General features: G+C 55.9%; 23 protein-coding genes. 4 read left to right on the forward strand and 19 right to left on the reverse strand.

Going from position 1 to position 25,337, the window contains the following annotated elements; translation table 11 throughout:
• Positions 1-130: 130 nt before the first annotated feature.
• The 6 genes from HBO05_RS21350 to kdpF form a co-directional block, all read right to left on the reverse strand.
• Positions 131-826 (reverse strand): response regulator, encoded by a 696-nt coding sequence (locus tag HBO05_RS21350; protein ID WP_170042801.1) that lies wholly within the window; start codon positions 824-826, stop codon positions 131-133.
• Between the two features lie 49 nt (positions 827-875).
• Positions 876-3,527, reverse strand: coding sequence for a sensor histidine kinase KdpD (locus HBO05_RS21355; RefSeq protein ID WP_172313983.1), 2,652 nt, complete (start codon positions 3,525-3,527; stop codon positions 876-878).
• 255 nt (positions 3,528-3,782) lie between these two features.
• Positions 3,783-4,328 carry a potassium-transporting ATPase subunit KdpC gene (gene kdpC / locus HBO05_RS21360; RefSeq protein ID WP_172313985.1) on the reverse strand — a complete coding sequence of 182 codons (546 nt, stop codon included), beginning with the start codon at positions 4,326-4,328 and terminating at the stop codon, positions 3,783-3,785.
• Positions 4,329-4,442: 114 nt separating this feature from the next.
• Entirely contained in the window at positions 4,443-6,500 is a 2,058-nt protein-coding gene (gene kdpB, locus HBO05_RS21365) for a potassium-transporting ATPase subunit KdpB (protein ID WP_169952707.1), read from the reverse strand.
• A gap of 11 nt (positions 6,501-6,511) precedes the next feature.
• On the reverse strand, positions 6,512-8,206 hold the full coding sequence (gene kdpA, locus HBO05_RS21370) for a potassium-transporting ATPase subunit KdpA (protein ID WP_172313987.1): 1,695 nt from the start codon (positions 8,204-8,206) through the stop codon (positions 6,512-6,514).
• Between the two features lie 8 nt (positions 8,207-8,214).
• Positions 8,215-8,304 (reverse strand): K(+)-transporting ATPase subunit F, encoded by a 90-nt coding sequence (gene kdpF, locus HBO05_RS21375; protein WP_032863112.1) that lies wholly within the window; start codon positions 8,302-8,304, stop codon positions 8,215-8,217.
• A gap of 377 nt (positions 8,305-8,681) precedes the next feature.
• Between kdpF and eat the strand changes: the two genes are divergently transcribed.
• From eat to HBO05_RS21390, 3 genes are all read left to right on the forward strand, one after another.
• Positions 8,682-10,046, forward strand: coding sequence for an ethanolamine permease (gene eat, locus HBO05_RS21380; protein ID WP_172313989.1), 1,365 nt, complete (start codon positions 8,682-8,684; stop codon positions 10,044-10,046).
• A 111-nt stretch (positions 10,047-10,157) separates the two neighbouring features.
• The gene (locus HBO05_RS21385) at positions 10,158-10,325 is read left to right on the forward strand and encodes a DUF2897 family protein (RefSeq protein WP_003172675.1); all 168 of its coding nucleotides are present in this window, start codon (positions 10,158-10,160) and stop codon (positions 10,323-10,325) included.
• A gap of 134 nt (positions 10,326-10,459) precedes the next feature.
• Positions 10,460-11,050, forward strand: coding sequence for a TetR/AcrR family transcriptional regulator (locus HBO05_RS21390; RefSeq protein WP_169952712.1), 591 nt, complete (start codon positions 10,460-10,462; stop codon positions 11,048-11,050).
• A gap of 17 nt (positions 11,051-11,067) precedes the next feature.
• Here HBO05_RS21390 and HBO05_RS21395 read toward each other — a convergent pair whose 3' ends face one another.
• Positions 11,068-11,403 (reverse strand): helix-hairpin-helix domain-containing protein, encoded by a 336-nt coding sequence (locus HBO05_RS21395; protein WP_170042796.1) that lies wholly within the window; start codon positions 11,401-11,403, stop codon positions 11,068-11,070.
• 309 nt (positions 11,404-11,712) lie between these two features.
• On the opposite strand from HBO05_RS21395, the gene HBO05_RS21400 reads away from it, so the two are divergent.
• Positions 11,713-12,231, forward strand: coding sequence for a GNAT family N-acetyltransferase (locus HBO05_RS21400; RefSeq protein WP_169952716.1), 519 nt, complete (start codon positions 11,713-11,715; stop codon positions 12,229-12,231).
• Positions 12,232-12,282: 51 nt separating this feature from the next.
• Here HBO05_RS21400 and HBO05_RS21405 read toward each other — a convergent pair whose 3' ends face one another.
• From HBO05_RS21405 to rfbA, 12 genes are all read right to left on the reverse strand, one after another.
• Positions 12,283-14,277: a nucleoside-diphosphate sugar epimerase/dehydratase gene (locus HBO05_RS21405; protein WP_169952718.1), complete on the reverse strand. Its 1,995-nt coding sequence runs from the start codon at positions 14,275-14,277 to the stop codon at positions 12,283-12,285.
• A gap of 222 nt (positions 14,278-14,499) precedes the next feature.
• Positions 14,500-15,510 carry a glycosyltransferase family 4 protein gene (locus HBO05_RS21410; protein WP_169952720.1) on the reverse strand — a complete coding sequence of 337 codons (1,011 nt, stop codon included), beginning with the start codon at positions 15,508-15,510 and terminating at the stop codon, positions 14,500-14,502.
• The gene (locus HBO05_RS21415) at positions 15,507-16,475 is read right to left on the reverse strand and encodes an SDR family oxidoreductase (RefSeq protein ID WP_169952722.1); all 969 of its coding nucleotides are present in this window, start codon (positions 16,473-16,475) and stop codon (positions 15,507-15,509) included. Before HBO05_RS21415 ends, HBO05_RS21410 begins: the two co-directional genes overlap by 4 nt.
• Entirely contained in the window at positions 16,472-17,383 is a 912-nt protein-coding gene (locus HBO05_RS21420) for a glycosyltransferase (RefSeq protein ID WP_170042790.1), read from the reverse strand. The genes HBO05_RS21415 and HBO05_RS21420 overlap by 4 nt, the downstream gene beginning before the upstream one ends.
• Before the next feature lie 65 nt (positions 17,384-17,448).
• Positions 17,449-18,354, reverse strand: coding sequence for a glycosyltransferase family 2 protein (locus tag HBO05_RS21425; RefSeq protein ID WP_169952726.1), 906 nt, complete (start codon positions 18,352-18,354; stop codon positions 17,449-17,451).
• Between the two features lies 1 nt (position 18,355).
• Positions 18,356-19,459 carry a hypothetical protein gene (locus HBO05_RS21430; protein WP_169952728.1) on the reverse strand — a complete coding sequence of 368 codons (1,104 nt, stop codon included), beginning with the start codon at positions 19,457-19,459 and terminating at the stop codon, positions 18,356-18,358.
• Between the two features lie 84 nt (positions 19,460-19,543).
• Complete coding sequence (locus HBO05_RS21435) at positions 19,544-20,971, reverse strand: group 1 glycosyl transferase (protein WP_169952730.1); 1,428 nt, start codon at positions 20,969-20,971, stop codon at positions 19,544-19,546.
• Entirely contained in the window at positions 20,968-22,245 is a 1,278-nt protein-coding gene (locus HBO05_RS21440; protein ID WP_169952732.1) for an O-antigen translocase, read from the reverse strand. Before HBO05_RS21440 ends, HBO05_RS21435 begins: the two co-directional genes overlap by 4 nt.
• Entirely contained in the window at positions 22,242-23,369 is a 1,128-nt protein-coding gene (locus HBO05_RS21445; RefSeq protein ID WP_169952734.1) for a DegT/DnrJ/EryC1/StrS family aminotransferase, read from the reverse strand. Before HBO05_RS21445 ends, HBO05_RS21440 begins: the two co-directional genes overlap by 4 nt.
• Before the next feature lie 104 nt (positions 23,370-23,473).
• The gene (locus HBO05_RS21450; protein ID WP_169952736.1) at positions 23,474-23,878 is read right to left on the reverse strand and encodes an FdtA/QdtA family cupin domain-containing protein; all 405 of its coding nucleotides are present in this window, start codon (positions 23,876-23,878) and stop codon (positions 23,474-23,476) included.
• On the reverse strand, positions 23,875-24,441 hold the full coding sequence (rfbC, locus tag HBO05_RS21455) for a dTDP-4-dehydrorhamnose 3,5-epimerase (protein ID WP_169952738.1): 567 nt from the start codon (positions 24,439-24,441) through the stop codon (positions 23,875-23,877). The genes HBO05_RS21450 and rfbC overlap by 4 nt, the downstream gene beginning before the upstream one ends.
• The gene (gene rfbA / locus HBO05_RS21460) at positions 24,438-25,331 is read right to left on the reverse strand and encodes a glucose-1-phosphate thymidylyltransferase RfbA (protein WP_172313991.1); all 894 of its coding nucleotides are present in this window, start codon (positions 25,329-25,331) and stop codon (positions 24,438-24,440) included. The genes rfbC and rfbA overlap by 4 nt, the downstream gene beginning before the upstream one ends.
• Positions 25,332-25,337: the final 6 nt, after the last annotated feature.

A 25,337-nucleotide genomic window follows, 5' to 3' on the forward strand; every position in this document is an offset into this window, starting at 1 on the left:
GGGCCGGCCCAGCAACCACAATCCCTCAGCAGCCCCCAACAACCAATACCCCACCTTTTGCATGTATTCGCACACCTAAATGTGGGAGCGGGCTTGCCCGCGATGAGGCCGGCCCAGCAACCACAATCTTTCAGCCCTCCCCCCCCAACAACCGATACCCCACCCCCGCCTCGGTCACGATAAAACGCGGCTGGGTCGGGTCATCCGCCAGCTTTTGGCGCAAGTGCCCCACCACAATCCGCAGGTAGTGGCTGTCTTCGGTATGGGTCGGGCCCCAGATATCCTTGAGTAGTTGCTGCTGCGTGATCACCCGGCCCGGATGACGCGCCAGTTGCGCCAGGACCGCGTATTCCTTGCGGGTCAGGGCCACATCGACACCGTCCAGCAACACCCGCCGATACGCCAGGTCGACCGTCAGCGGGCCGAAACTCAGTGCGGCTTGCTGCGCTTCGCCGGTGGGCGCCTGGCGCAGCAACGCACGCACCCGGGCGAGGAACTCCTGGATGCCAAATGGCTTGGTCACATAGTCGTTGGCGCCCCCATCCAGGGCCTGGACCTTCTGCCCTTCGCTGGCACGCACCGACAACACCAGCACCGGGGCGCTCGACCATTCGCGCAGCTCGCACAGCACCTGTTGGCCGTCCATGTCCGGCAGGCCCAGGTCCAGCACCACAAGGTCCGGCTTGCTCAAGGCCGCCTGGGCCAGCCCTTCGGCGCCGGTCCCGGCCTCAATCACTTTGTAGCCCTGGGAGGCCAGGCTGATGCGCAAGAACTTGCGGATCTGCGGCTCGTCGTCAATGACCAAAATCGTCGCAGTCTGGCTCATGGTGTTCCATCACAATCGCTGAAAAAAGATAAGAGTAGCGCAGCGGGTATCACGCTTCACTCTCCAGGCTCGGCTGCGTCTGCAACGGCAGGAACAAGGTGATGCAAGTGCCCCGCCCCTCGATGCCCTCGGCCACGCTGATATGCCCGCCGTGGGCGCCAACCATGCCCTGGCAGATTGCCAGGCCGAGTCCGGTGCCCTGCCCGCCCCGGTCGCCCCGTGCGGCGGTGTAGAACATATCGAAAATCTTCGCCCGTTCGTCTTCGGGAATCCCCGGCCCTTCGTCACTGACCGAGAAAAACAGCGCCTGCTCCGCCACGCCGGCGCGCAGTTGCAAGCGGCCATGGGGCGGTGAAAAGCGTGCAGCGTTTTCCAGCACATTCACCAGTGCCTGCTCGATCAACGCGGCATGTACATAAAGCAGCGGCAACTCGGGCGGCACATCGGTGCTTACCTGCAACGGCACCAACACCGCGCGCAAACGGGCGAGGGAACTGCCGACGATATCGCCGGGCGACACCCAGTCCCGCGCCAGCTTCAAGGCGCCATGGCCCAGGCGGGTCATGTCCAGCAGGTTCTGGATGTAGCGGTCCAGGCGCTCGGCTTCATCGCGGGTGCCTTCCAGCAACTCACGCCGATCTTCCAGGGGAATCGCTTCGCCCAGCGCCAGCAGGCTGTCGATGCTGCCGCGCATGGAGGTCAGCGGCGTGCGCAAGTCATGGGACACCGAGGCCAGCAAGGCGCTGCGCAGTTGTTCGGTCTCGCCGTGCAAACGGGCGGCCTCCAGGTTCTGGGCCAGTTGCGCGCGGGCCAGTGCCTGGGCCAACGGTTGGCTCAAGGCCGTGAGCAGGCGCCGACGTTGGCCACTGAGTTCCAGGCCGGCCTTGGGGCTGACGCCGAGCAGGCCCAGTGGACCGTTTTCAGCAGACAACGGCCACCACCACCAACGCCCAAACGGCAAGGTGCCGGTGCCCATGCCCGCTGGCTGATCGTGCTGCCAGGCCCAGTCGGCGGCGGCACGTTCAGCCTCGGTAAAGGTGATCGGCCCACCGGTCTCGACCTTCCAGTCACTGGGCCCGTCGCGATTGACCAGGCACAGCTGCAAATCGCTCCAGCCCTGCAGATGGTGGGCCGCCGCGCTGACCACCGCCTGGCGATCGGTGGCGGCGGTGAGTTTGCGCGACAGGTCGAGCAGTTCACTGGTTTCTTCCTGGGTGTCGCGCAGGGCCTGCAACTGCCGACGCTGGCGCGCAGCCAGGTTGCCGGTCAGCGCCGCCATCAGCAGAAAGAACAGCAAGGTCAGCACATCCTCTTCACGCTGGATGGCGAAGGAGAAATTCGGCGGGATAAACAAAAAGTCATAGGTCATGAACGACAACGCCGCACACGCCAATGCCGGCCCCAGGCTGCTGCGCACCGCCACCAGCAGCACCGCCGCGAGGAACACCAGGGAGATATTGGGCAGCGGCAGGACACTCGACACGCCCCATGCCAATGCACTGGCCAGCACGGTTGCCAGCAGCGCCAGGGCGTAGTCGAACCACACCAGACCACGTACATCGGGCAAGCGCGGCGGCACCGGCGTTTCATCGCTATCGAGGACGTTGATCTCCAGGCCCCGGGCATTGCGCAACAGGCGCGCCGCCAAGCCACCGCCGAACAGCCGGCGGCGCCAGCGTGGGTGTGACTGCCCCACCAGCACCAGGCTGGCACGGCGTTCGGCCGCGTGCTGGATCAGGGTCTTGGCCACTTCGCCGGCCCGCAGCAACACCACTTCGCCGCCCAGGCGCTCGGCCAGTTGCTGGGCGTTTTGCAGGCGCAGCCGCGACTGTTCGTCACGTACCCGACCGTTGTCCACATGCACCAGGCTCCAGGGCAAATGCCGGCGCTGGGCCACACGGCTGGCGTGGCGCACCAGGCGTTCGGCCTCGGCATCGCCATCCACCCCCACCAGCAAGCGCCCGCGCACGGTGGGCGCGGCCTGGCCCAGTTGCCGGTAGCCCTGGGCCAGATCGTCATCGACGTGCGCGGCGGCGGTCTGCATTGCCAGCTCGCGCAGGGCCATGAGGTTGGTCTGGGTAAAGAACGCATCGATGGCCGCGCGCGCCTGCTCCGGCACGTAGACCTTGCCGTCACGCAGGCGCTCCAGCAGCTCGCGGGATGGCAGGTCGATCAGCAATAATTCATCGGCTTCCTGCAATACCCAGTCCGGCAGGGTTTCACGCACCTGCACGCCGGTGATGCCACGTACCTGATCATTGAGGCTTTCCAGGTGCTGGACGTTGACCGTGGTGAACACGTTGATCCCGGCAGAGAGCAGCTCCTGGATGTCTTGCCAGCGCTTTTCGTGGCGACTGCCGGGGGCGTTGCTGTGGGCCAGCTCGTCCACCAGCACCAGCTTGGGCTTGGTGGCGAGCAAGCCGTCGAGGTCCATTTCTTCGAGCATCACCCCACGGTATTCCGAGCGCAGCAGCGGCTGCTGGGGCAAGCCACTGAGCAAGGCCTCGGTCTCGGCGCGGCCATGGGTCTCGACCACCCCGGCCACCAGTTTGACGCCCTGGCGCAGCTGGGTGTGGGCGGCCTGGAGCATGGCGTAGGTCTTGCCCACGCCCGGTGCGGCACCGAGGAACACTTTGAGCCGGCCACGGCCGTGCTTGGGTAGGTCGGCTAGAAGGGCGTCGGCGCGGCCGGAGTCACTCATGGGGCAGTCTTCTTTCAGTTAGGGATGTTGGGAACAGGTTGGCGCCATCGCGGGCTTGCCCTAATGCCAGTCAGTTAAGCGCAGATCCCTTTGGGAGCGGGCTTGCTCGCGAAAGCAGTGGGTCATGGGCCGACGTCTTCGCGGCGATGCGGCGATCCGACAAGCCCGCTCCCATATTTGATCTTCACTGCTTTGAGCATTGCGTTCGCTTAACTGATCGGCACCAGGGCAAGCCCTCGATGGCGGCGCAACGGTCTACAACTTTTCCAGCGCCATATTCAGCGCCAGTACATTCACCACCGGCGGCCCCACCAGCGGCTGTTCGATATGCTCGTCCATCAAGCGCTCCAGGGTCGACACCGGCAACTGGCGTGCCGCCGCTACCCGCGCCAGTTGATAGGCAATCGCCTGCGGTGGCAAGTGTGGATCAAGACCGCTGCCGGAGGTAGTCACTAGCGCCAGGGGCACCGGGCCCTGGCCGGGGCCCTGGATTTTCGCGGCGTCGTCAAACACCCGCGTCGCCAGCGCCGGGTTGCTCGGGCCGAGGTTGCTGGCGCTGCTGGACACGGTGGCAAACGCACCCGCCGAAGGCCGCGAGTGGAACCAGCGCTCGCCGGTAAACTCCTGGGCAATCAGGCTGGAACCGCGCACCTTGCCTTGGTCGTCACGCACCAGGCTGCCATTGGCCTGGTCGGGAAAGGCCACCTGGGCGACACCGGTCACTACCAACGGATAGGCCACGCCCGTGATCAGGGTCATCAATACCAACAGGCTCAAGGCCGGACGGATCATGCTGGACATTTCATCTTCCTCAATTGATTCGGGACCTGTAGGAGCCGGCTTGCCGGCGACAGCGGTGTGTCAGTTACACCGCGTCAAGCGGATCGCCGGCAAGCCGGCTCCTACAGGGTTGGGTCAGACCAGGTGCAGCGCGGTCAAAAGCATGTCGATCGCCTTGATCCCGGCGAACGGCACCACAAGCCCGCCCACGCCATAGATCAACAGGTTGCGTCGCAGCAGCGCCGCCGCACTCGCCGCCTGCACCCGCACACCGCGCAGGGCCAGCGGGATCAGCACCACGATGATCAGCGCGTTGAACACAATCGCCGAAAGGATCGCGCTCTGCGGGCTGTTCAGGTGCATCACGTTAAGCACCCCCAGTTGCGGGTAGATCGAGGCAAACAGCGCCGGCAGGATCGCGAAGTACTTGGCCACGTCGTTGGCAATGGAAAAGGTGGTCAGCGCGCCCCGGGTCACCAGCAATTCCTTGCCGATCTGCACCACGTCCAGCAGCTTGGTCGGGTCGCTGTCGAGGTCGACCATGTTCGCCGCCTCGCGGGCCGCCTGGGTCCCGTCATTCATGGCCATGCCCACGTCCGCCTGGGCCAGGGCCGGGGCGTCGTTGGCACCGTCGCCACACATGGCCACCAGGCGCCCGTCGTTCTGCTCATGGCGGATGCGCGCCAGTTTTTTCTCCGGCGTGGCTTCTGCCAGCACATCATCCACGCCGGCTTCAGCGGCAATCGCGGCGGCGGTCAATGGGTTGTCGCCGGTCACCATCACCGTGCGGATCCCCAGCTTGCGCAGCTCGGCAAAGCGCTCACGGATACCCGGCTTGACCACGTCCTTGAGGTGGATTGCGCCAAGCAATTTACCGTCGGCACACACCAGCAACGGGGTGCCGCCGCTCTGGGCGATCTTGTCGATTTCCCGGGACAGCGCGGGCAACAGGTCTTGGCGTTGCAGGCCGATAAACGCCAGCAGCGAATCGACCGCACCTTTACGGTAGACCCGGCCCTGATAGTCCACACCAGACAAGCGCGTTTCGGCGCTGAACGGCACGCCTGTCAGCTCTTGCACGGAGGGCTCGTTGTACGGATGCAGGGCGCGCAGGTATTCGACGATGGATTTGCCTTCCGCCGTATCGTCGGCCAGCGAGGCCAGCAGCGCGCCTTCGGCCAGTTCCTTGCCGTTGACGCCAGGCGCGGCATAAATGCCTGCACAGCGACGGTTACCGAAGGTGATGGTGCCGGTCTTGTCCAGCAGCAGCACATGCACGTCCCCCGCCGCCTCCACGGCGCGCCCGGACTTGGCGATCACATTGAGGCGCACCAGGCGATCCATGCCGGCGATGCCGATGGCCGATAACAGGCCGCCGATGGTGGTGGGAATCAACGTCACCAGCAGTGCCACCAAAAACACCAGCGGCAGGCTGCCATTGGCGAAATGGGCGAAGGGCTGCAAGGTCACCACGACCAAAAGGAAGATCAGGGTCAGGCCGATCAGCAGGATATCCAGCGCCACTTCGTTGGGGGTTTTCTGGCGCTTGGCACCTTCGACCAGGGCGATCATGCGGTCCAGCGTCGACTCACCGGGGTTGGCGGTGATGCGAATCAGCAGCCAGTCCGAGACCAGCCGGGTATTGCCGGTGACGGCCGAGCGGTCGCCGCCGGACTCGCGGATGACCGGCGCGGACTCACCAGTGATCGCCGCCTCGTTGACCGCCGCGATGCCTTCGATGACTTCGCCGTCGCCAGGGATCATTTCCCCGGCCGCGACCCGCACCACATCGCCTTTGCGCAGGCTGGTGGCAGGCACTACCGTGAAGCTGCCATCGGCCTCCTGGCGCCGCGCACTCAGGCCTTCGCTGCCAGCCTTGAGGCTATCGGCGCGGGCCTTGCCACGGCCTTCGGCCAAGGCTTCGGCGAAGTTGGCGAACAACACGGTGAACCACAGCCACAGGGCGATCTGCACCGCGACAAAGGTCGGCACGCTGCTGTCCGGCACCAGGCACAACACGGTGGTGAGGATCGCGGTCAGCTCGACCACCAGCATCACCGGCGAACGCTTCAACTGGCGCGGGTCCAGCTTGACGAACGCCTGGATCAGCGCCGGGCGCCACAGGGCCGAGATCGCGGTCTTGGCCGACTCCTGGGTCTTGACCGCAGCGGTATTGTTTACAGGCATATTCATGTTCATACCCCTTAGAAGCCCATGCTCAGGTGTTCAGCAATAGGGCCCAGTGCCAGCGTCGGCAGGAACGTCAGGCCGCCCACCAGCAAAATGGTCACGGTCAGCAGCGTCACGAACAACGGGCCGTGGGTCGGGAAGCTGTTCTGGCCAATCGGTGCGCTTTTCTTCATCGCCAGGCTGCCGGCCAGGGCCAGGACCGGGAGGATGTAGCCAAAGCGGCCGATCAACATGCCCAGGCCCAGCATCAGGTTGTGAAACGGGGTGTTGGCGCCCAGGCCACCAAAGGCCGAACCGTTGTTGGCACTGGCCGAGGTGTAGGCATAAAGCAACTGGCTGAAGCCGTGGGGGCCGGGGTTGCTGATGGTCGCGGCGGTGGCCGGCACGCTGGCGGCAATCGCGCCGAGTACCAGTACGCCGACAGGCATCACCAGCAGGGTCACCACCAGCAACTGCACTTCCCGGGCCTGGAGTTTCTTGCCGAGGTATTCCGGGGTGCGGCCGATCATCAAGCCGGCGAGGAATACCGCGATCAGCACGTTGAGCAACATCCCGTACATACCGGCACCGACGCCGCCAAAGATCACTTCGCCGACCATCATATTGACCAGCGCGACCATCCCGCTCAGGGGGTTGAGGCTGTCCTGCATGCCGTTGACCGAACCGTTGGACGCCGCCGTGGTGGTCACCGACCACAACACGGTGCCGGTGGTACCGAAGCGCGTTTCCTTGCCTTCCAGCGGCGCAGCCTGCTCGACGGCCGGGTTGTTCAGGGTCGGGTTGGGCTGGTACTCAGACCACAGCGACACCGAGCCACCGATCAGGAACAGCGCCAACATGCAGCCGAGGATCGCGCGGCTCTGGCGCAGGTCCTTGACGTAGTGGCCAAAGGTGAACACCAACGCCACCGGGATCATGATGATCGCCGCCAGTTCAAACAGGTTGGCCCAAGCGGTTGGGTCTTCAAACGGATGCGCCGAGTTGACCCCGAAGAAGCCGCCGCCGTTGGTCCCCAATTGCTTGATCGCAATCTGACTGGCGGCCGGGCCGAGCGGGATCACCTGATCGATACCTTGCATCGTCAGGGCATCGACATAGTGGGCGAAGGTTTGAGGCACGCCCTGCCAGACCAGAAACAACGCCAGCACCAGGCACAATGGCAGCAGGCCATAGAGGGTGGCGCGGGTCATATCCACCCAGAAATTGCCCAGGGTGCTGGCGGACTTGCGACCGATCCCACGACACAGGGCGACAAGCACCGCAAGGCCAGTGGCCGCACTGACAAAATTCTGCACGGTCAGGCCCACCATCTGGCTCAGGTAGCTGAGGCTGGCTTCACCGCTGTAGGATTGCCAGTTGGTGTTGGTCATGAAACTGACGGCGGTGTTGAACGCCTGCGTCCATTCCTGACCCGGCAATTGCTGCGGGTTGAGCGGCAAGTAACCCTGGAACAACAGGATTGCAAACAACAACAAAAAGCCCGCCAGGTTAAAGGCCAGCAGGGCCAGGGTGTACTTCTGCCAACTTTGCTCTTGTTGCGCATCAACCCCGGCCACGCGATAACACACGCGCTCCACCGGTCCGAACACCGGCGTCAGCCACGTGCGCTGCCCTTCCATCACCTTGTAGTAGAACCGCCCCAGAAATGGCGCCGGAACCAGCACCACGGCGAAGAAGGCGATGATCAGCCAATAGTCATAACTGTGCATAGCCGCTCCTAGCCCCGGTCCGCGCGCAACAGCGCAACCAGCAGATAAATGAACAGCGCCACGGCCAGTAGCAGTGACACCCCGTCCAGAACACTCATGGAAGTTTCTCCGTCAAACGGCGACTGCCGCGTATGGGGCATTGTCCGCAGGAGGCGCGTAAAGGAGCGAGGGCGAGTGGGTGGTGGAGGCGTAAAGACGGCGTAAAGAGTGGGCTGGGCTTAGGTCTGCGAGATGGCTATCGCGGCTAAGCCCGGCGCCTGAGCTTGAGCGTGTTCACCGAGCCCATGTGGGAGCGGGCTTGCCCGCGATAGCGCCAGTGCAGTCACCACCGCCCTACCCTAGTGCACGAAATAACAGTCTCAAACAACAAACTATCTCCCGGGCGACAGTTGCTGCCCTTTACGACGCCCTTTTCCAAGCTGGCATGGCCGCTGCAATGTCCTGAAACATTCCAAACCGTTCAGGGAGCAGCACGATGAACACACAACTCAAGCCCACCTTGGGCACCTTGCACCTGTGGGGCATCGCCGTCGGGCTGGTGATCTCCGGCGAGTACTTCGGCTGGAGCTATGGCTGGGGCGTGGCCGGGACGCTGGGCTTTTTGGTGACGTCATTGATGGTCGCCGCCATGTACACCTGCTTTATCTTCAGCTTCACCGAACTGACCACCGCGATTCCCCACGCAGGCGGGCCGTTTGCCTACAGCCGCCGAGCGTTCGGCGAGAAAGGTGGGTTGATTGCCGGGCTGGCCACCTTGATCGAATTCGTCTTCGCGCCCCCGGCTATTGCCCTGGCCATCGGCGCCTACCTGAATGTGCAGTTTCCGGCACTCGACCCGAAACACGCAGCGGTCGGGGCCTACTTCGTGTTCATGGGCTTGAATATTCTCGGGGTCAAACTGGCTGCGACCTTTGAATTGGTGGTGTGTGTGCTGGCCGTGGCCGAACTGCTGGTGTTTATGGGCGTGGTCGCCCCGGCGTTCAGCTTCAGCAACTTCGCCCTCAACGGCTGGGCGGGCGCCGACACCTTTGGCGCACCGGCCGTTGCCGGGATGTTCGCGGCGATCCCCTTTGCCATCTGGTTCTTCCTCGCCATCGAAGGCGCCGCCATGGCCGCCGAAGAAGCCAAGGACCCGAAACGCACGATTCCCAGGGCTTACATCAGCGGCATCCTGACCCTGGTGTTCCTGGCCATGGGCGTGATGTTCTTTGCCGGCGGCGTGGGCGACTGGCGCACCCTGTCGAACATCAACGACCCCCTGCCCCAGGCGATGAAAACCGTGGTGGGCGACAGCTCCGGCTGGCTGCATATGCTGGTGTGGATCGGCCTGTTCGGCCTGGTCGCCAGCTTCCACGGCATCATCCTCGGCTACTCGCGGCAGTTCTTCGCCCTGGCCCGCGCCGGGTACCTGCCCTCCTCCCTGGCCAAACTGTCACGCTTCCAGACACCCCACCGGGCCATCCTCGCCGGCGGCGTGGTGGGCATCGCCGCAATCTACAGCGACGGCCTGATCAACCTTGGCGGCATGACCCTGACCGCCGCGATGATCACCATGGCCGTGTTCGGCGCCATCGTCATGTACATCATGAGCATGCTCAGCCTGTTCAAGCTGCGTAAGAGCGAACCGCTGCTGGAGCGCACCTTCCGCGCGCCGGGCTACCCTATCGTGCCGGCCATCGCCCTGATTCTGGCGCTGGTGTGCCTGGTGGCCATGGCGTGGTTCAACACCCTGATCGGCCTGATCTTCCTCGGGTTCATGGCCGCAGGTTTCATCTACTTCCAACTAACCGCCCAAGACCGCGCCGATGCACCGGCAGATGCAATGTTGACCGGGCTCTAAACCAGCGAGGCAGAACGGGCCTACAATGGAACGACTGACGAATGCCGTCACTCAAAGCTGATAGTGCCGTGGGGAATTTTCCCCATGGCAGTCGGCCTCAAGGAGAGCCCTATGCCCTGGTATGCCTGGTTGATCATGGTGGTCGCTATCGGTTCGATCGTCGGTGGCTTGATGATGCTGCGTGACAGCGCCAACAAAGTGGAACTGACCGACGAACAACGCAAACGCGTCGCCGAGCGCAATGCTCAGGCGGACGCCAAGGATGCGCAGGATCGCTGAAACAAACGCCTCGTGCTGACCGCTACTGGCAGCACGCCAGGCGAATCGATTTAGAGTAGTGCAAATTTGTAATCGCACCGAGAAACACCGCCAAACCTTGGTTAATATGGCCTGATGTTTCAGAGGGCCTTCTTATGCGCTACTCGCAAAATCACAAAGCTCAAACCCACCAGCGCATCATTAAAGAGGCGTCGGTCCGGTTTCGTCGCGATGGCATCGGCGCCACCGGCCTGCAACCCCTGATGAAAGCCCTGAACCTGACCCATGGCGGGTTCTACGCCCACTTCAAATCCAAGGACGAACTGGTGGAAAAGGCCCTGCAAGCAGCCTCCGCCGAGCTGGACGCACATTGTGCGATGCTCTTCAGCCAGGAACGACCGCTGGAAGCCTTCATCGACAGTTACCTGTCCGAGTGGCACCACACCTCCCCGGACCAAGGCTGTCCGTTACCCACCATGTCCTCGGAACTGGGACAGCGCGGGCAACAGAGCCCCACCACCGATACAGTTCTCGGCGCCCGTCTCAATCAAATCGAAACCGCATTGGGCAACCCCAACGCAGACGAGCAAAGCCTGGTGATGATGTCCACACTGGTGGGCGCGCTGGTCCTGGCGCGCAGCGTCGAAAACCCGGAACTGGCGACACGCATTCTCGACGTGGTGCGAGAAAGCCTGAAAACCGGGGTCAATACAGCCTCTGCAGACATAAAAAAGGCCGGTCAATGACCGGCCTCGTGCCTTGATTACTTAACCTCCAGCCTGTCGCGATTCTTCTCCAGCAGCGACTTGCCAATCCCCTTCACTTCCAGCAACTCATCCACCGCCGTGAACGATCCATTGGACTCGCGATAAGCAATGATTGCCTTGGCCTTGGCGGCGCCAATGCCGAACAGATCACGGCGCAGGGTTTCAGCGTCTGCTGCATTGAGGTTGACCTTGGGGGTTGCTTGTTCGCTTGCACTCAACTGGGCCGCGAGCGGTACAGGCGCCTCGGGTTTGGACGATGGGGCGGCGATGGCCGTGATGGAAAGGCTGGTGAGAATGGCAAAAAACAGGGAGGAAAAAACCGATCTACGCATTGGAGACGCTCCATGACATCAGTGGGAAAAGCAGCTTTGCGAAGCTGCTTTTCAAACTTAGGTGATGTGGGATGGCTGTCAAAAATGGAGGTATTGCAAGATGTAGCTGCACTGGCTTTGGCGCTCAAAAAGCGACAAATGTTTTCGGCACTCTGTAGATTGGACTATAGATAGAACTTTTCGACTTAGACATAGGGACGTATCATGTCTATCCGGCCCTAAGCATCGTCAGCCCGAATCAAAACTTCGACGCAGCGCCTGTGAAAAACATGCACCATATATTAAAAAAACCAGTTAAATGGAAAAAAAATGAACTTAGAATCAAAAACGGTAAGACTACGACTCATTGAAGAGAGCGATGCTGGATTTGTTCTGAAGCTGCGCCTCGACAACAACTACAACCAGTTCCTCTCTTCTGTAAACCCAAGTGTTGAGGCTCAAAGAGAGTGGATCAACAAATACAAGGGCGATGAGCAGAAAGGCGTTCAATATTACTTCATCATTGAACGCCTTGATGGCGTACCTTGCGGCACGGTCAGACTTTATGATTTCAAAGAAAAATCATTTTGTTGGGGCAGCTGGATTCTCAACGAAGACAAAACCAGATATGCAGCCCTGGAGAGTGCTTTCCTGGTTTATCAGTTTGCCTTTGAAAATCTCGAATTTGAAAAGTCACACTTTGAAGTTAGAAAAGGCAATGATCGAGTTATCTCATTTCATGAGAAAATGGGAGCAATCAAGACAGGTGAAACCGAACTCGATTTTCTCTTTGAAATCACTAAAGATGCAGTCAATAAAACCAGAGTCCGTCTATCGAGCAAAATATAAAACCAACTTGCCAGGCATTATGCCTGGCAACATTGACGCACACCTTGCGCTCTAAGGCTCGAGGCGACGCTGCTGATAGATCCAGTCCACGATCTCGCCATCCGGAGCATACCCACTGACCGTATCGCGTAGCAGTTGACGGACCCGGCTGTAGTCGTCCGCATCAACCGCGGCGAGCAGCTCTGTCAGCTTCCCTTTGAGTAACTCCCAATCCAGATGATCCTCGTTGGCACTCATGATCATCGGGTGCTGGGTGGCCACGACGTTGTCGCCAATCAGCAACTCCTCGTAGAGCTTTTCACCGGGACGTAGCCCTGTAAACTCGATGGCGATGTCACCATGTGGGTTTTTATCCGAACGAACACTCAGGCCGGACAGGTGAATCATCTTCTCTGCCAGCTCGACGATTCTTACCGGCTCGCCCATATCGAGCACGAACACATCTCCGCCCTGCCCCATAGAGCCCGCCTGGATCACCAACTGGGCAGCTTCGGGAATAGTCATGAAGTAACGCGTGATCTTGGGGTGAGTGACCGTAAGCGGCCCACCAGATTTGATCTGCTTGTGAAACAACGGAATAACCGAGCCAGACGAGCCTAATACATTGCCAAAGCGGACCATGGTGAAACGGGTCTTGTTGACGCGGGAAACATTAGCCTTGTCGCCAAACAATACCGGGGCCAACTCACGGCTCAACGCCTGCAACGTCAACTCGGCCAAACGCTTGGTACTGCCCATGACATTGGTCGGGCGCACAGCCTTGTCCGTGGAGATCAGCACAAAGTTGGAGACCCCCGCCTGAAGCGCCGCCTGGGCGGTATTCAATGTACCAATGACATTGTTAAGGACACCCTCGGCAATGTTGTGCTCAACCATCGGTACATGTTTGTAGGCTGCCGCGTGGTAGACCGTATCAACATGCCAGGTCTTCATCACGTCGAGCAATTTTGCCTGGTTGCGTACCGAGCCTAGGATCGGTAGCAAGCGAACAGGCAGCGACTCACGAGTGATGCGCTGCTCAAGCTCGGACAGAATGCTGTAAAGGTTGAATTCACTGTGCTCGAACAGCAACAAGGTAGTAGGACGCAATGCCAGGATCTGGCGGCAAAGCTCTGAACCAATCGAACCACCCGCCCCCGTGACGAGCACGCTCTGACCTTTGATGCAATGCTCCAGCAAATCGCCCTGGGCAGGCACGGCATCCCGCCCCAGCAAGTCGGCAATGTCTACTTCCTGAATGTCATCGACCTTCACCCGGCCGCTGGCAAGATCCATGAAACCCGGCACACTCCGTACGTGCAGCGGGAACCCTTCCAACAGGCCGAGAATCTCGCGCCGCCGCGCACGATTGGACGACGGAATGGCCAACAGGATTTCCTGGGCCCCCGTGGTGTCGATCATCTGTTGAATGTGCTTGGGCTTGAACACTTGGAGGCCGGAGATGACGCGATCGGAAATACTGCTGTCGTCATCGATAAACGCCACCGGACGCATGACCCGCCCCATGCGAAGCGCAGCCACCAGTTGATTGCCGGCAGCACCTGCGCCGTAGATCGCAACCTTGGTCAGGCCATCATCGCGACTGGTAAACGGCACATGCTGGGCTGCTGCAAACCAATCCCCCAGAAAGTACTGGCGCATGGCCAGGCGCAAACCACCAATCATGATCAGGCTGAGCCACCAGTAGTTGAACACGATAGAGCGTGGTACGACGTTCTCGTGGTTGCTGTACCAATAGACTACAACCCCCAAGATCAACGCCGACAGGCTGACCGCCTTGATAATCGCGATAAGCGCATCATTACCGAAGTACCGCATCACGGCGCGATACATGCCAAAACGAATAAACAGCGGGATCGAGACGATTGGCGCGCTGATGAACAGCCATGAATGCAACACGACGGGGTTGACCAACTCGTCGATCCCCAGACGAACCACAAATGCCATCCAGAGGGCGAGCCAGACCAGCACGATGTCGGCAATGACCTGGAGGATGCGTTTGCGTCTGCGAGGAAGGCTCAGCAAATATGCCCGTAATTTATCCATGTTATTCCCGACTACCCCTTACTGCATACAATTGAAAAAACGCCCGGCTGGAGACTTCCGACAGTTATTCTGATCCGGCGTAAAAAGCATGTTGCCACGGTTTAGCTCCTTGATACTAAGAATGTAAAGCCCGTAGAAAAAAACTGCCGGTGATTTACATATATCAGTGCCGAATCCAAGCCCACCTAGCAGCAAGGAAAATTGACGCTTTGGCCAGCGGCGCTACTCTCTCTGCCCTGCACTATATTTGACAGCCAGGAATACTAGGGGAAGATACGCAATAACTGTTCCCACCCCTGCGTCCAGCCCAAAAAGCGCCACCGCCAATGCCAACGGCAACAGCCAAACTACATTGATAACGGCAACCGCAAGTGTGACGGGCAGATGGCGGCCATATTGGCGGCTGGCAAATTGGTAGGCATGGCTGCGATGGGCCTCATAGACTTTATCGCCCCGGGCAAGCCGTCGGATGAGAGTAAAGGTCGCATCCACGATAAAGACACCCAGCATGATCAGCCAAGCGAAGAAAAACTCACTACCGGCCCAGGCAGCCTGAACAGAAAGACCTCCCAGAATGATCCCCAGAAACCCACTACCTGCGTCGCCCATGAAAATACGGGCCGGCGGGAAATTCCAATACAGGAAGCCAGCCACAGACACACTCAACAACAAGGGTGCCCACATCATCGACGGCTGCCCGCTCAAAAAGTAAATCAGCGTCAGCGCAAGACAGGCACAGATAGCCTGCAGACTGGCAAGACCGTCAATACCGTCCATGAAGTTGTAGAGATTCAGCATCCAGACCAGGTAAAACACGGCCAGGACATGGCCTACCCAACCAAGATCGAACGTAACGCCAAAAGCTGAAATTGCCGGTAGTCCCTGCATCCAGGACAACATCCAGATCGCGGCGGCAAAATGCCCCAACAAGCGCCAACGAGCGGCGATATGACCATGATCGTCCATAAAGCCGATGATTGCGATCAACAACCCTGCACCTAGCAGAGCAGCACTCTCAGCAACCGTTATCAACTGGGCACCCGCCAGCCACACGAGTGCAAAGGCAAACGTCAGTACAATCGCCACTCCCCCACCGCGAGGGGTGGGGACCGTGTGCGAACTGCGGGCATTGGGAATATCAATGATGCTGCGGCGCAACGCGTATTGACGCAAGAGCGCCGTTAGCGCCAGGGAAACCAAGGCGACAATGGGAAAGATGTACCAGTACTTCATTCAGTTCGCTCGCTGACATAGTGTTGCGCAGTAACAGCAAGACCTTGCTCGAGTGTAAGTGGCGGCTGCCAACCCAACACCTGGCGCGCCTTGGTGACATCGACTTGCAGCGAGCCGCAAAGACGTTGGGACAGCGCTTTTTTGCCTAACAAGGTCGCCCCCCAGACCAGTACCCACTGTGGAACCGGTATCAACCTGGCTGGGGCGCCCAGGGCTTTTGCAAGTTTACGTAGCAGCTCACTGGTCGACACGTCATCCCCGTCGCTCGCCAAGAAGGTCTCATTGGACGCAGCCGGGTGAGTCGTACAGGTCAAGATCAGGCTCACGAGATTGTCCAGCGCAACGAGGCTTCTTTGGTTGCGTATGGCACCAAATGGCAGAGGAACGCGCTTCACGAGCCATTTCATCATGCTTTCAAAGTTGGCTTTGACTCCCGGTCCATACACAAGTACCGGTCGGATTATCACCACTTCAAGCCCGGTCTCAAGCGCAAGAGCTTTCAACGCCTCCTCCGCCTCCATCTTGGAAACACCATAAGGATCAACGGGCGCCGACGGGTCTGTTTCGCGAAAAGGTCGGCCCGGGGCGGTTTGCTCGCCGTTGACTTTCACCGAACTGACGAACACAAATCGCCTGGCTCCTGCGGACGCTGCGCTACGGGCCAACGCAAGGGTATGCCCGACATTGACCCGCCGAAACGCCGTAAGAGGATCCGTTTCGGTGTCGTTCATGACGTGAACGCGTGAAGCGAGATGAACAACAACATCTACGCCCTGCAAAGCTGGGTGCTCTGGTGACACAGCCGAGAAATCGGCAAGCACGACGTACTCGACATCAGAAGCAGAAGCATCCGGCAAACGACGGACAAGGGCACGCACCTGATAATCAGTGCTCCCCTGCAATTGTTGAATCAGATGACGGCCGACAAAACCGCTGCTGCCGGTGACCAATAACTGGGTTTTCATTTCTTTTGCCTCAAAACCGCCAACACCAGACACAAACCAGCGAATACCAACTTATCCCGTGGGCGTCTGCGGCACTTCGCGGCACTGGTCGCCAAGCGCAGCAGGTCCAGGCGCCCCAGCCCGATCCAGCGCCGGACAAAAGGTTCGTCAGCCATACCGACCATGCCGGCGATCAGTGCAGCCTGATTCAGCCACCAACCATCTAGCACTTGGGAAAGGCGTTTCTTGAACGCCTTTGAGCCGCTATTCACCCCGACCTGGTTACCACCATGCTGGCGATAGCGCATATAAGGCCGGCTATCGATCACCCACTTGAATCCGTGTGAACGGCTATAGGCATAACAATACCAATCATGCAGCGTCACACCCTGTACTTGTACAAAACGACTGTTGATATGCTGTTGAAGCTCAACAAACAGACGCTGGGAAAAGACGTAAGTGCACCCAGGGCCGGCTGCCTCGAACAAATGATCGTACGCAACCTGAGGCTGCGATTTGACAATGGTCGACTCACGACCATCAGGCCAGAATGCCGTTACATTGCCGGAGTAGCCGTCAGCCCCTGTATCGTTCATGTGCTGCGTGGCGCTGACAAGTTTGTCTGGCAGCCAGATATCGTCCTGGTCGGCGAATGAAAAATAATCAAAGTCTTCAGTGGGTGCTTCATTGACCAGGCGGAAAAAGTTTCGTGCCGCACCACCAAATTTTTCACCGTGGGCCAGGGATTTGACCCTTGAGTCTCTCTGGCACAGTTGATCGACCCATTCTTCGGTACCGTCGTTGGAGCTGTCCACACTGATCAGAATCGAGACGGATACACCCACTTGCCCCAAGATCGAGTCAACTTGTTCGGCCATCCAACGCATACCGTTGTAGGCAGCGAGCAGAACCAGAATACGTGGCTGCATCAGAATCCACCCTTAGTACTTGATCCAAAAACAATCCTTGAAAAATTACGTCCTGAAAATAGCATTCAACGCACCCCGCCCAACTTTTTCTGCCAGCCATGGCTTACGCCGCGAATCATCATTCTCAGCGATTTGAGCTTATTGTCGTCAATCAGCAGATTAACGAAAAAACGCAGTACCAATGCAGACAGCAGACGTTTTTTCCAACAGGTCGGCGTATGGCGCATACGGCAAACAGCGACGGTATTACGAAAGAAAAAATAACGGCGCACGGGGGAGTATCTAAAAAAACTCAAGCCAAAAATCTTGACGGGAGGAGCATCAGACAATGCATGGCCCATTTCCACATTCAGGCAACCATACAACGTATAGCCCTGGTCACGGACCCGAAAGCACCACTCCGTATCCGTAAAGTCGACGAACATACCTTCGTCATAGCGAATACCCTCGATCCACGCCTGAGTGCTGATGAACATCCCCGAGGTAATGAGCGCATCCGCTTTTACCAAGCCGTGCTCATCATCAGAGCTGAAAACCGGCTTGATTGCGCCGTCGATTGAACTGTAAAAAGGGAAATTGATTTTCTTTCCATCACGACGGTCAAAAAACGCCGGGCTAACAGCAATACAACTGGCGTCCTTTGCCTTGGCGCTCATCATCGCCTGATACAACCGCGCAATCAGATCGGGTTCAGCATGACTGTCCTGGTCGAACGTCACGACGTATTGCATACCCGCTTCAATCGCCATGGCAAAGCCGGTATTGAGCGCGGTGCCCAACCCCTGGTTGCCATTGAGCGAGACATAGTTGACCCGCGCACGCACTTCAGGCTCCTGCGCCAGAAATGATTCGCTCCCGCCGTTATCGACCAACACCAGAAACTCAACCTGAGCTGCCAGGGACGTCAGCAGCTCATCAAGTATCTTAATATCGGGATTATAACCGACGACTATTGCTGCAACAGTATTCAACTTACCTCCTGACCTCGGCATGCAACGCCGAAGGTTCTTGATTTTTTAACACGACAGACCAGTACCACAATATCACTAAGAACCCGAAGGAATTAAAAAGAACGGGATTACTTAAAGACATTATAAGATACATAAAAATTATCAAGCGGCTGGACGAGCCTTGCACGCTTGGCACATACCTGCGAGTAGGAAAAAGCAGAATACTAAACAAGAGAATCGATAAAGGAAGGCCAACATACCGGATTGAATCCATCCAGGTAATTTCAGTTTGCGACACCAGCCTTTGATAGCCTTCAGTATAAAAAAATGAGCCAAGGCCATTACCGAACACCAGCATTTTCCAATCCACAACATTCAGAAACGACAAAAAGTGGCCAATCTTGATACTGTTAGACGCTTCATCGGAGCTGAATACGCTAGTTTCCGCGACCAAGTATCCCACAACCAAAGAAACCGCAGGAACCAAAGCACTTAACACCAACAGGCGCACAGCCCAACTTTGGTTATAAAAGTACAAGACAAACATCGAAATCATACCCATCACCATCAACCCTCTAGAGGCTGACGAGACAATAGCGACCATTATCACAATCATAAAAAATAACGAATGAAGTCTTTTAGACTTCAAAAAATCAATAAAAAACAAAGATAAAGGAAGCAACATAAACGGAGAGGAGCGATGATGAAGCATAAACATTTCCAACCCGCCAAAATTACGCAGACCGTAATATCCAAGTTCATTAGCATTATAAAAATCGAGCAGTGCCACCGCCAGAAATGATCCTGGCTCGACCATCAATATAAAAGAAAATGTACACATGATAAGCGCGAAGATAGCACCTACAGATTTGACAATTTCACCCATATCCACCCTGAACTCAGCGATGGTATAGATCAGAAAGAGTGAGACAGCGCCCAACAGCATTTGCCGGGAAAAATCAGCGTCTGTGTCACCGATCAGCCCTAGAAGGAAACCATATAAAAAAATCGAAACCACAATAATCGGCGCAATCGTTCTCAGTGGCCGAGCCAACAAAACATAAACCGCCATCAAAAAAAGCGGTATGAAAAACAATTTATTCAGTACAAAGATCGGCACCAGCACGGTCGACAGACAATAAAAGAACAAAAGCCAACGTATAATCCGACTAGTCATTGAAAACCCACGCTCGATCAACGAAAACAATATTCATCGAAACTTCCTCGCCAAGATCATCTTCGCCAACAGCTTAAATTTTTTCCCCATAGATAGCGCAGCGAACAAGCGGCACGCCAAATTCCGCTCGAATCTGGACAGTAGTAAAAAAGTATCCAAGGCAATATCCACATTTAAAGAGCCTTTTTGCTCCTCAAAAAAAGCTGCATCTCCTGCCCAATTACCGTCTAAATCCAGTGGGTTCACGCAAAGCTGCCCGTCGTACAGACACTTCAGATAGCGCTCCTTTACCGAGTCGTACGCATTAACTTTCTCAATAGCAAAAAAAGTTTCCTTGTCAAATCTGTAGTCTGCTATAGATTCCATAACAGCGTTGATATCGGCTCGCTTGAGCCTGTCCGCCGGGGAGTAGCCCTGGACCGGGGAGATCAGCCCGACACACCGCTGCCCTTTGACGAATTGCTCTGCGAAAGCAGTCCCGCCTGGCAGTGGGTGGCTATCAACGTAAAAGTCCGCCTTAGCGACCAACTTACTGTACTCCTGAAAATCAAGGTGTGCCCTGATACTCAGCCTGGAGCCATATCGCAGTTTTAATGGCCACCACCAGAACGCTTTTTTAACGTCACTGCCAATAACCATGAATGTGGAAGCGGGGTAATCATCAAGAATACGTGCTACTAACTTGAAAATACTAAAGCCTTTGCGGGGCTTGTACTTGATATCTGAGCCTGCAGAAATGAAAAGCAACGCAGCCTGCGTGGTTGGTTTGAAATCACCAGCCATCTGCGCACGTGGCATGTTCAGCGGGATACCCAGGAAGCTCTTACGCCCCTGAATACACTTCGTTAAATCAAAACGGCGGCCGTGGCCGCTGAGCTCAAAGTAATAGTCCGCGACCGAACTCCCATAGGAGAAAACGTGGTCCGCATGATTGACAAAAAACACTTCAAGCCCGGAAAGGCGTTTTGCTACTCCACACGCGATGACTACCAGGATATCGTCAGGATGGATGTGCAGGACGACCTTTTTATAGCCCGACAATAGACCAACCATCTCCGCCAGCGCATCGACAGGACACGAAGCACTAACGACTCTGGTTTTATCAAAAAATCTACAAACCTGGGCCTTGGCATCTGGTGCAGCTTGGCGTGAGATCAACAGATCGGCAGGTTCTGCATGCATGGAGGCAAGCTTTTCCATCAACCTCGTATGCCCACCGGTCATGAAGGGCTCGCTCACAACATGCAAAACCTCCCCACACTCATTTAGCGCCGCCACAGAACCTGTATCCGACATCGAAAGACAGCGCTCAATGAGGTCCGCTTCGATAAGCGGCGCATCGTGAATCCCAACATCCGCAAACCAGAGAAGGTTGCCGTAGGCACACGCCAGTGCGAGCGCCTGATTCAGGTCAGCCGTCTCGCGAATAGCAACTTCAAAATCCTTAAATATTTTTTTCAAGCTTTATGTTCCAGCTTATTATGAAAATAGTTATCCAACCTTAAATAGACAAAAATATACATAACTAAACTATACAACGCATAATTTACCGCATAGGCCCAGGTAGCCGACTCAACCCCCCACCATTGCGTGAATACTATGGTCAACAAATACAACGAAATACTAAATATTATTTCAGTGATGATAAAAACCTTAACCATGGCTCGACTGAGCATGACATATGCCATTATCCAACTAAATATTTTCAAGGAGTCGCCCACGACTTGCCCGGCGAAAAAATTCCGAACAGGGTAGAAGTCAGAGGTGAACAGCACTGCCACTACAAAATCCCGAAGAACATATATTGTCCCAGCGGCTAACAAAGCAACCGGAAAAATCAGCTTATAGCCCTGTATAATCTCCGCTCTTACCTCATTCGCCGTTTTTAACTCAGAAAGCTTAGGAAGATAGTAAACACTTAATGTTGTCGTTACCAGTAATAGGTAAGCAGCGCTCAAGCGCCACATAGCCTCCCAATAGCCAGCCATTTCCCAGCCATATTCTGTCCCGATATGACTACGGACCAGCATCTGCGCTAACGGTGCGCACGCTGCAGAAACAACCGCCATCAAGAAGAAGGCAAATAATTTCTTCGCGATCTGTTTGTCCGGGCACCCAAATAGGTATGAGATCTTAAACCATTGAGTTCTCAGGCAAAGCAGCAATGTCACAATAAAACTGATAGATTGGTAAATAACCAGCGCTACCAACGCACCATACAAACCGAAGTTGGTTGCCAGATAAAAAGTCACACCAAATGATAGAAAACTGCCCGCGATATTAGCAACGATATATAGTACAATTTCCTTTCTCCCGTTCAATATCGCAAGCAGCAATATATTCAGCGAAAAAAAAACAACAACACAGGAAAACCAAAGAAAGACACCACTCAAGTCGGTATTCTTTAAAAACAACGATGCAAGCTCTTTACTGTAAACCGCAACAAGTAATGCAACAGCAACACTACCCACCACTGCAACAAACCCTGCTGTTTTCCATAGTTTAATCTGCTGCTCAGGCTCTTCATGATATTCAGCTGTATACTTGACAACGCCATTGGTAATAGCGCCACCAGTAAATATCGTTATAACCTGCAACGCATTCTGAAATTGCCCTATCGCGGCATATCCAGCCGGCCCCACATAAATGGCCAAGACTTTATTAAGACCCAACAAGGTAATCATTTTAATGGCAACAGCAATACCATTTAACAAGCTGGTCTTAACAAGATTCATACAGTGTCCGGTCGAAAGCTATTACAGGCATCGATAACAACGCGAGCCTCTTCGAAGGACAATGTCGGTCCTATTGGCAAGCTGAGAATTTGCTCATGTATCTGTACCGATACAGGAAGTTTTTGCTCCTTCAAATCAGCATATGCCTGTTGGAAGTGAGGCGGAATTGGGTAATGGATGAGTGTTTGTATACCTTGTGCGCCGAGGTGGGCTTGAAGAGCATCCCTATGGGCACACAGCACAGTGTATACATGCCATACATGGCTGTCGTTACTCGAGGCGTTGAATGCCGCCCCCACAGGCAATGTAATAGCTGGGTTACTGATCAACTGGCCATACAACTCAGCGATTTCACGACGATGTGCTGTTTGTTTATCCAAGTATTTCAATTTCACCGATAAGCATGCAGCCTGCATTTCATCCAGCCGGCTGTTGATACCGCGATAAATATTCTTATATTTTTCGTGCGACCCGTAGTTGCCCAACGCTCGAACTGTCTTGGCCAGGACTTCGTCATTAGTCGTGACTGCCCCAGCGTCACCCAGCGCGCCTAGATTTTTCCCGGGATAGAAGCTAAATCCGGATGCATGCCCCCAACTACCGGCCTTCTTCCCATCGAGAGTTGCCCCATGGGATTGCGCCGAATCTTCAAGAACTAGTAAGTCATGGGCGCGAGCAAGCTCCATGATTTTCGGCATATCAGCCAGCCGACCGTAAAGGTGAACAGGCAAAATCATCCGAGTTTTTGATGTAATCGCTGCCTTTGCGTTCACTGGGCATATATTGAACGTCTTCGGATCAGGCTCAACCAATACGGGGGTCAATCCATTCTCTGAAATGGCGAGGATACTAGCAATATAAGTATTGGAGGGAACAAGAACCTCATCGCCCTCCGCAAGGAGACCCAACTCCTTCCAGGCACGAATGACTAATACCAACGCATCCAGCCCGTTAGCAACACCAATGCAGTGTTCAACACCACAGTATTGAGCAAACTCCTGTTCGAATGTCTGTAGCTCTTTCCCACCGATATACCAGCCAGAATCAACAACGCGCGCACAGGCTGTCACCAACTCATCACGGCAGAGATCATTTACAGACTTCAAATCAAGAAATTTTATCATTTATAAAACACTCTTTACTTTAACGCGCCAGAAATCGGATTGACTGTAACCATCATATTAATTAACTGGCCGTTTCACCAGAAAATCGGAACACCATCTATATTTTAGAAATTATTAATCAAATTTTTGAATACCGAGTATTCCCTTAGATAATCACTCTCATCATAAATATCACTCGCCAATACCAGCAGTACGCAATCCGGGCTGAAATCATGCATCTCGTGCCAAATCATGCGATCGATAATGATGGCCTTATCAGGCGCGTCCAGCCACACTTCCTCTTTGCTCACCCCATCATCAAGCTTCATCAAACAGCGTCCAGAAACACAGACGGCCACCTGCAGCAGTTCCTTATGGGCATGAAATCCACGCGGAACTCCTTGTTTAGTTCCAGTGAGGTAATAAACACGTTTAATTTCAAACGGAATATCATTTTCATACTCCAGCGCAACCAGTTGGCCCCGCTCATCACCTTTGGAGGTGATGTCCAGAAACTTGATCAAACTCATGCTTGCTTCTCCGAGAGGCTATCGGATGTCGGAGCCTTGTCATCTTTATCACTAACGTTAAAGCCGCCGGTAGCAGGCCAATTTATCCCAAGCCTTTCATCACTCCAGTGCAGCGCCCCTTCAGAGTCTTTATCGTAATAATCTGTCGTTTTATACAAAAAGTGCGTGTCATCTTCCAAAGCAACAAAACCGTGGGCAAAACCCTCAGGAATCCATAGCATCAAGTTGTTTTGGGTGTTTAGCTCCACGCCGACCCATTGCAGGTAAGTGCTGGACTCAGGCCGAATATCCACTGCCACATCAAAAGCGGCACCGCGTACCACACGCACCAGCTTGCCCTGGGCATGCGGTGCGCGCTGGAAGTGCAGCCCCCTTAGAACGCCCTTTGCCGAGCAGGAATGATTGTCCTGGACAAATGCTCGCGGAATAGGCAGGTCAAGCTCTTTAAGTGCTGTATGAAACCGCTCTTCGTTAAAGCTCTCCATAAACCAGCCGCGATCATCGCCAAAAATTTTTGGCTCAATGATTACAACGTCAGGAATAGCAGTCTGAATCAGTTTCATGCCTTTGAGGTCTCTTCCAGAAGTTTCTGCAAGTACTGGCCATAGCCTGTCTTTTTCAGTTTTTCCGCCTGAGCACCCAGTTGCTCTGGGGTGATCCAACCTTTATGGAATGCAATTTCTTCAAGGCAGGCGACTTTCAACCCCTGGCGGTGCTCAATGGTATGGACGAAATGACTCGCTTCCAGGAGCGACTCATGAGTACCTGTGTCCAACCAGGCAAAACCACGGCCCAGCATCTCGACGGTTAATGACTTGTCATCCAGATAGGCGCGGTTGACGTCAGTGATTTCAAGCTCGCCACGCGGCGACGGCTTGATGCTCTTGGCAATGTCCACCACTCGATTGTCGTAGAAGTACAAGCCTGTAACTGCATAGTTGGACTTCGGTTTCGCCGGTTTTTCTTCGATGCTCAATGCTCGACCAGTGGCATCGAACTCAACAACACCAAAACGCTCAGGATCTGATACGTGATAACCAAAGACTGTCGCACCTGATGTCTGGGACATGGCGGAGCGCAAGTTATCGGAAAAGTGCTGACCGTAGAAAATATTGTCGCCAAGGATCAGGCAGCAAGGATCGTCACCAATAAACTCCTCGCCAATCAGGAAGGCCTGGGCCAAACCGTCCGGACTGGGTTGCTCTGCATAGCTGAGCTGGATGCCGTACTGGCTGCCGTCTCCCAGGAGCTTTTTAAAGCAAGGCAGATCTTCAGGGGTAGAGATGATCAAGATTTCGCGCATGCCAGCCAGCATCAACACCGACAACGGATAAAAAATCATCGGCTTGTCGAAAATAGGCAACATTTGCTTGGATACACCCAGGGTCAGCGGGTGCAAGCGCGTCCCGGAGCCGCCAGCGAGGATGATGCCTTTACGTTTGATGTCCGTCATATCTTT

The organism is Pseudomonas sp. WS 5079, assembly GCF_012985465.1.
In the GTDB taxonomy this organism is placed as follows: domain Bacteria; phylum Pseudomonadota; class Gammaproteobacteria; order Pseudomonadales; family Pseudomonadaceae; genus Aquipseudomonas.